Genomic DNA, 4,963 nt, shown 5'->3' with positions numbered 1-4,963 from the left:
TCTGGTCCTTCTAACTGAATCTCGCCATTTTTAATCGCTTCATTATAAGCTTCGGAAGCCCTCGCTGCCTCTTGATCGACTTTCCCATTTTTACTTAGGACCCACGTATTCCCTATCCGTTCTTTATCATACGCCGAAAAATCATATTGTTTTGCTGATGTGGCTTTTGAGTAATAGGCTGATGCATTCTCAGCTGTTTGTTCCTCGTATGAACGCAAACCACCCCGTCTTTCTATATCCAGCGTTTTTCTCTGTGATAAAATATTTTGCCTTGTTCGATCTTTTTGGGATAGCAACATCCGATGAAAAGCAGTCTGTTCCTTTGCTTCTGCCATAAAAGACTGAACACGAGGTAATTGATCGCTAAACCAATCCGTTGTCCGTTCACTTGGCTTGTAGCTCGACACTTTACGCATTAATGACTCAATTTCATGAAATGCGCTTTGCATTTGCTCATGATCACGTCTATAACTCGTGGAAAAATGCTCGGTTTGCCGATCAAGCTTGTCCATGACTTGAAGGCTATCATCTCTGCTTTCTACCATATGCGCAGTCGATGGTGCCGTCGCTGACGTGATGTCAGAAACGCTATGAATAATCTGACGAGCGTCGTATGCCAGTCGATCCAGTTGTGCGTATGTATTGATGATATCATGTTCTTGTGCTTCTAGGTACTCCTCTTGAATAATCGCATGTTGGTGGGGGTCAATCTCTTGCTGAAAATCCTCTAGGTGTTTCGATACATTTTTTTCGAGTTGTTCAAATATTCCTTGAAACGCTTGAATCAGTGTACCATGAAAGACTTGAAAATAATCCTTTGCCGCATCTGCGGACTTTCCCTGAAAATCATCGAGCTGTATGATTTGATCGATATTTGATTGAATCTCATGTAGTTGGTCTTGGATGGCTGTTGTATTTCTTTTCAATTCATCGTGAAAAGCTCGTACTTCTTCAATATGCACATGACGATTGGCCATCTCCTACCTCCATTTAACCAAAGGATAATCATGATATATATTCTACTACAAGGAAATAATTGGTTGAAATAGGTTTTTATAACCATTTTTAATAATACGATATGACTGGATTTGTAATATAATAAAAAACTGAGAGGATTCATTAGTAAAAGTAATGACTTTCTTAGCTCTTTTTTATCAATAGGATATTCGTGTGGAAATAAGTTTAATGATATAAACATAACACGAAAAAATTTTATTTATTGACATTATCTTAAATGTAGTTTATTATTACGTTATACGATATAACGTTAAACATAATAATTGTTGGAAGGGAGTGGGAACGTGGTTAAGAAAAACAGATTTTCAGAACCTTCATTGTTGATTTTAATAAGTCTTGCTGAAAAAAACCGTCATGGCTATGCAATAATGGAGGACATTGAAAAAAATTATGACATTAAGTTAGGCCCAGGTACATTATACGGAGCAATTTCACGTTTAGAGAAAGAAGGGTATATAAGTGTCATTGAATCAGAAGACCGTAAAAAGCCTTACAAGCTAACAGATGAAGGACAAATATATTTAACTGATCAAATTAAAGAACTTCAGAAAGTTACCTCAATTGGCTTGAAAAGGCTTGGTTTAGTATGAAGTGGTTTATTTATCTGTATCCTAAAAGTTGGAGAAGAAGATATGGCGATGAGTTAATGGAAGTAATAAAACAAACAGATACGTCATTCAAAACAATAATTGATTTACTTTTAGGCATAATTGATGCTTGGCACATAGAACTAAGTGAAAGGAAGGTCTATGGATTTCGTTTGAGTCAATTATTAACTTTAATTGGTTTAATTAATGTCCTCGTTATTTCAAAATTAATATCATTAAGGGAGGCTATTTTGTTGGAACAGATTGCGTTGATAGTTGCTATGTTATCTTTTTTCTTAGCGATTGTTGTTTTAGTAGTGAATATGTTTAAAGTTGGGATTATATCAGCCTTTTCTACTAACACAAGGTTAGCTAAAATATCAGTTGGTTTAATGGGATCGTATGCAGTCTTTTTTATAACATTTTTAGTCTTAGCAAATTAATTAGTTACTCAAGACATTGTCTTTTACTAAAGAGTTGTATGGTTCTTTCCCTCACAGACAAGTATAAATTCATTTTAAGAAGAATCCATTTTGATAACCAAGATTTTCTCAAAGTGGATTCTTTTTTATTTATTAATTTTGGCATTCAAAAGTGCTGTTACTAAGGAGTAGCAAGAAATAATCATGAGTATTGGCTTTTGGACAAGCGAAAACATGAATGAATTTTAGGGATACGTCAAAATGCTTCTAGAAACATCAGCGATCACGGTAGCAGTCACTGGTGTTGGCTTATTAATCGGAATCGTTGTTAAATCCTGACGAAATGATTCCAAAGAGACTGAGGACCAGGATGACTATGAAATCTGACATTAACAACTACGGCACCAATGATTGATTTTTTCAGTATTAGTTTGCCTTTTGAAGTGAGCAATCTTGTCTATAGTGGTAGTTCACTACTAGTGCTCGTTTTACCGGCGCACAATCGCCTACAGGAGTTGCTTACGCTGATATAACGACTGGTTATTGGAAAGATAAATTTAATGGTCGAGTCAAACGAATCTTTTAGGGCGGTAATCGTCCTTTTCTTTTGCTAGAGAGGTGTCATAACTTCTAAGTATTGAATCAATTCTAGTGATATTGTCATTATGCTAGTTTTACTTGTATCAAAACTTAGATTCATAAATGAGGTGAAAACATGAAGTATGGATATGCAAGAGTATCTACAGTACATCAAGATTTAGAAAGTCAGATCCAGCTATTGCAGCAAGAAGGATGCGAGAAAATTTACAAGGATAAATTCACAGGAACAAAGAAAGATCGACCGGCTTTTCAAGAATTGCTCCAGGTATTAAATGAAGGTGACACATTAATCGTTACTAAGCTAGACCGTTTTGCCAGATCTACAGTAGATGGAATTCACACGATTAAGCAACTGTTTGAAAAAGGAGTGAAAGTGCACGTATTAAATATGGGGCTTGTAGAAAATGCACCGACAGGAAGGCTTATTTTTAACGTGATGAGTGCTTTTGCTGAATTTGAACGAGATATGATCGTAGAACGGACGCAAGAAGGAAAACAAATAGCTAAGCAACGTGATGATTTTCGAGAAGGTCGGCCAAAGAAGTTTAGTAGCAAACAGATTGAACATGCTCTACAATTAAAGAAAAGTCATTCATATAAGCAAGTTGAGGAAATGACCGGAGTGAGTAAGAGTACATTGTTAAGAGCTAAGAATAAAAGATATATGGTATAATTAGGTATATGCTAGCAAATCTAAAAGGAGAGAATCAAATGTTAAACATTGATGACATTATGAATCGTTTTTTTGAACAAAAATCAATCTATTATTTAAATCATGTCAATGCTTTTATAGATTATCTAAAGCACGATGGAATGAATGTATCGAATATGGAAATTCATTTGCAAGGTATTAGAAGTTACGACATTATAAAGTCATTAGACTTCTATATTGAGAAGAATAATATAACTGCAATTGATACTGCACAACGATATTCTTCAGCTGTTAAAGAATTTTTATTATTTCTGTATGAAAATTATCAAGTTACTAACCAGGAGTTAAATTATGAGTTGTATATACCTCCGTTTAAAGATAAATCTTATAGAGGGCAAGTAAATAAACATATTAATAAATTAGAAAAGGAAGGGATACTAAATAAAAGTACCAGCTTTCAAAACTTTGATACTCTAGAAATAAATAATTTATTAAATGAATGTAATCAAATTTTAAATTCAAGAGAAAGTTACTTAATGGCACAGAAAAAACAAGTTTATTTCAATAAATATAGAAGTGCAATAATGATAAAGATAATACTTTTAATGGGGATTACATATAGAGAAATAATTAAAATGAAAATAAATGATATAAGTTTAGAAAACAACTATGTGAAGATTAATGGATTTATTGTACGTATTCCTATTAATTTACTGAAACAATTAAGACAATACATAAACCTCTTACAGTCATTAAATACGAAAGAAAGAATAGAAAATTTATTTATTGAATTTAACGGAGACCGAATATCTAGTCAAACCTCAACTACAAGTAATTTTATTAATTCATTACTTGGAAGAGGTGATTTAACTGGACTAATCAAATATATAACTACTAGTATGATCAACGAAGGGATTAATGAAACAATTATTAAGCAAGTGACTGGTATTTCGGACGTATTATATTCAGAATGCCATAACATAGTATATAATTCTGCTAGGTCTATTAGACATTTCGATTCTAAAATCAGAAATTTAGAAATGTTTGATCAAATCTAAAAATTTTTATTTAGAGGTGAATGTCATATATGAAAAATAGAGAAACAACAGAAAAAACAGGTTATTTTTATGGCATAGTTTTGTTTTTAATATTGTTTTCTACTATAAGTTTTGTAGTTTATTTGTTCTATTCTCTAGTCATCAAAGCTTCGAACGACGAATTAACAGATAATACAATTGTAAATGCTTTAATAACACTGATTATAAGTGTTATTTTAGGTAATCTAATGTCAAGAAAGTTAGAACATAGATATGCGAGAAGTTTGGAGATTTATAAAATAAAAAATTCAATAGCTTTAAATATTATTGATTTATCTGAAACTATTTTAAATTCTCGTAATGAAGAAATTAGGCTTAAAGCATTAGAATCATTAGAAACGGAATATAAAAAATCCAAGCTATATTTTGAAGAAGAAATTGTCTATTCAATTCAAAACTTAATCAAATATCAATCGTTGGACAGCTATAATCAGCTAATTAAACTCTTAAGAAATCAAGTGAATAAATAATATTATCTGAAATGGTGACCATTTTAGTATAAAGTGTTTATGATCCAATGGAAAAAGTAGATTTATACGCTAGCACATAATAAAAAACTATACTTCATAAAAAGCTTGTAATATTACA

At 32.1% G+C, this 4,963-nt stretch carries 6 protein-coding genes; 5 read left to right on the top strand and 1 reads right to left on the bottom strand.

Features of this window, described 5'->3' with window-relative positions; translation table 11 throughout:
• Positions 1 to 977 (bottom strand): T7SS effector LXG polymorphic toxin (locus J416_RS08695; protein ID WP_003468824.1); only part of this gene is annotated, 977 nt, incomplete at its 3' end.
• Positions 978 to 1,301: 324 nt separating this feature from the next.
• Here J416_RS08695 and J416_RS08690 point away from each other — a divergent pair.
• From J416_RS08690 to J416_RS08670, 5 genes are all read left to right on the top strand, one after another.
• Positions 1,302 to 1,607 (top strand): PadR family transcriptional regulator, encoded by a 306-nt coding sequence (locus tag J416_RS08690; RefSeq protein ID WP_003468822.1) that lies wholly within the window; start codon positions 1,302 to 1,304, stop codon positions 1,605 to 1,607.
• Entirely contained in the window at positions 1,604 to 2,047 is a 444-nt protein-coding gene (locus tag J416_RS08685; protein WP_003468820.1) for a hypothetical protein, read from the top strand. Before J416_RS08690 ends, J416_RS08685 begins: the two co-directional genes overlap by 4 nt.
• Positions 2,048 to 2,741: 694 nt before the next feature.
• Positions 2,742 to 3,299, top strand: coding sequence for a recombinase family protein (locus tag J416_RS08680; protein WP_003468818.1), 558 nt, complete (start codon positions 2,742 to 2,744; stop codon positions 3,297 to 3,299).
• Between the two features lie 38 nt (positions 3,300 to 3,337).
• Positions 3,338 to 4,336 (top strand): tyrosine-type recombinase/integrase, encoded by a 999-nt coding sequence (locus J416_RS08675; RefSeq protein ID WP_003468817.1) that lies wholly within the window; start codon positions 3,338 to 3,340, stop codon positions 4,334 to 4,336.
• 29 nt (positions 4,337 to 4,365) lie between these two features.
• Complete coding sequence (locus J416_RS08670) at positions 4,366 to 4,845, top strand: hypothetical protein (protein ID WP_003468815.1); 480 nt, start codon at positions 4,366 to 4,368, stop codon at positions 4,843 to 4,845.
• Positions 4,846 to 4,963: the final 118 nt, after the last annotated feature.

The organism is Gracilibacillus halophilus YIM-C55.5 (genome assembly GCF_000359605.1).
Classification (GTDB): Bacteria; Bacillota; Bacilli; order Bacillales; family Amphibacillaceae; genus Gracilibacillus; species Gracilibacillus halophilus.
The sequence above is the reverse complement of the archived record's forward strand: the minus strand, read 5'-3'. Positions and strand labels throughout refer to the sequence as shown.

What these genes read in the sequence shown, in the direction of transcription:
- J416_RS08670 (WP_003468815.1), top strand. Translation starts at nt 4,366, where the DNA reads ATGAAAAATAGAGAAACAACAGAAAAAACAGGTTATTTTTATGGCATA.
- J416_RS08685 (WP_003468820.1), top strand. Translation starts at nt 1,604, where the DNA reads ATGAAGTGGTTTATTTATCTGTATCCTAAAAGTTGGAGAAGAAGATAT.
- J416_RS08680 (WP_003468818.1), top strand. Translation starts at nt 2,742, where the DNA reads ATGAAGTATGGATATGCAAGAGTATCTACAGTACATCAAGATTTAGAA.
- J416_RS08675 (WP_003468817.1), top strand. Translation starts at nt 3,338, where the DNA reads ATGTTAAACATTGATGACATTATGAATCGTTTTTTTGAACAAAAATCA.